The 1921-nt window shown below is 71.3% G+C and carries 3 protein-coding genes; 2 read left to right on the top strand and 1 reads right to left on the bottom strand.

Features of this window, described 5'->3' with window-relative positions:
* Positions 1 to 300 (top strand): hypothetical protein (locus tag AC1D12_RS32160; protein ID WP_477845214.1); only part of this gene is annotated, 300 nt, incomplete at its 5' end.
* Between the two features lie 78 nt (positions 301 to 378).
* A complete protein-coding gene (locus AC1D12_RS32155; RefSeq protein WP_477845213.1) occupies positions 379 to 1137 on the top strand; it encodes a substrate-binding domain-containing protein in 759 nt (252 codons plus the stop codon).
* Between the two features lie 14 nt (positions 1138 to 1151).
* Here the strand turns inward: AC1D12_RS32155 and pcp are convergent, their stop codons facing one another.
* Positions 1152 to 1817, bottom strand: a complete 666-nt coding sequence (gene pcp / locus AC1D12_RS32150; RefSeq protein WP_477845212.1) for a pyroglutamyl-peptidase I — start codon at positions 1815 to 1817, stop codon at positions 1152 to 1154.
* Between the last annotated feature and the right edge of the window lie 104 nt (positions 1818 to 1921).

The raw sequence follows: 1921 nt of genomic DNA, 5'->3' as shown, positions 1-1921 counted from the left end.
GTGCGGCCGAGCGCGAAGGACGTGCTGAGCGGCGACAACTTCGGCACCTACGCCGTCAACCTGCCGACCGGCCACGGCGGGCTGGCGAAGCTGCAGCTGTTCAACACGCCGTTCGGCTCGAAGTGGCAGGCCAGGCTGACCGCGATCCGCGTGGCCGACCTCGGCGCGAGCGGCTACCCGCTGGTCAACGAATGGACACCGGCCGCGGGCTTCGGCGGCGGCCCGGGCGCGGCCGGCACGACGCAGTTCGACGCCGCGGCGTGCAAGGCGGGCGCCGTGGTCAAGCGACCGGCGCGCTGAGGAACACAGGTCGTCACACGGACGGGGGCACAGATCCGTGCAAACTGCGAACCTCGCCGTCTTCCAGGAGGTCTTGCGATGCACCGGTCCCTCTCATCCATCGCGCTGGTGCTGCTCGCATTCGGCGCCGCCCCGGCCACCGCCGACACCGTGAAGGTGCTGACCAGCGGCGCGTTCAAGCAGGTCGTCGTCGCGATGGTGCCGGCCTTCGAGGCGCGCACCGGCCACAAGGTCGAGGTCGCGAACGACACCGCCGGTGCACTCGCGAAGCGCGTGGCCGGCGGCGAGGCCTTCGACCTGCTGGTGCTGACGCCGGCGGCGCTGCAGCCGCTCGCCAGGGACGGCAAGGTACTGCCCGACAGCATCGCACCGCTCGCCAAGGTGGGGATCGGCGTCGCGGTGAAGGCCGGCGCGCCGAAGCCGGCGATCGGCACGGTCGAGGAGTTCAGGCACGCGCTGATCGACGTGCGCAAGATCGCCTACATCGATCCCGCGTCGGGCGGCACCAGCGGCATCTACCTCGACGGCCTGTTCGAGAAACTCGGCATCGCGCAGGTGGTGCGGCCGAAGGCGGTGCTGGTGGCCGGCGGGCTGTCGGCCGAGAAGCTGGTCAGCGGCGAGGCCGACCTGGCGATCCAGCAGGTCAGCGAGCTGCTGCCGGTGGCCGGCGTCGACCTGGTCGGGATGCTGCCGCCCGAGATCCAGAACTACACCACCTATGCCGGCGCGCTGGGCGCGGCCAGCACGCACCGGGCGGCGGCGAGCGAGTTCCTGAAGAGCCTGGCCAGCGAAGAAGGCCGGCAGGCGCTGCGCAGCAAGGGCATGCTGCCGCCCTGATCAGGGCGCGTTCTTCAGTGTGTGTTGCCCGCTGCGAGGCGGATGTCCCGCTCGACGCCGAGCGCCGTGCCGGCCATCACGCGCACCGCCCGCAGCAGCGTGTCGAGCGCGAGGCTCGGCGCCGACGCATGCCGTATCGCCATCGCCGGCAGCCACGGCACGTGGATGAAGCCGCCGCGCAGCGCCGGGCGCTCGGTGGCGATGTAGTGCGACAGCGCGTAGAACACCGCATTGCAGACGTAGGTGCCGGCCGTCGACGAGATCGACGCCGGGATGCCGCCGTCGTGCAGCGCACGCAGCATCGCCTTGATCGGCAGCGTCGAGAAGTACGCAGCCGGTGCGCCCTCCACCACCGGCTCGTCGACCGGCTGCCGGCCGGCGTTGTCCGGGATGCGCGCATCGACGATGTTGATCGCCACACGCTCGATCGACACATCGGTGCGCCCGCCGGCCAGGCCCAGGCACAGCACCAGGGCCGGGTTCAGCTCCTCGATCGCATCGATCAGCACCGGGCCGGCGTCGTCGACCACGCAGGGCAGGCGACGGGCCRCGAACACCGCGCCGCCGAGGCGTTCGCCATCCAACGCATGCGCCGCCTCCCATGAAGGGTTGATCGTTTCGCCGCCGAACGGCTCGAAGCCGGTGACGAGGACGGTCTGCGGGGGTGTCGGTCGGGTCATGCGACATCCTACCCACCCAGCCGCTCCCCCGAACCTCTGCCGGTGAGAAGCGCCGTCATCCCGGTTCGATTCCGGGGACTGCCGGGTGAGCACTCGCCCGAGAC

It is taken from the genome of Rhizobacter sp. P1_G5 (genome assembly GCF_056405435.1).
The sequence above is the reverse complement of the archived record's forward strand: the minus strand, read 5'-3'. Positions and strand labels throughout refer to the sequence as shown.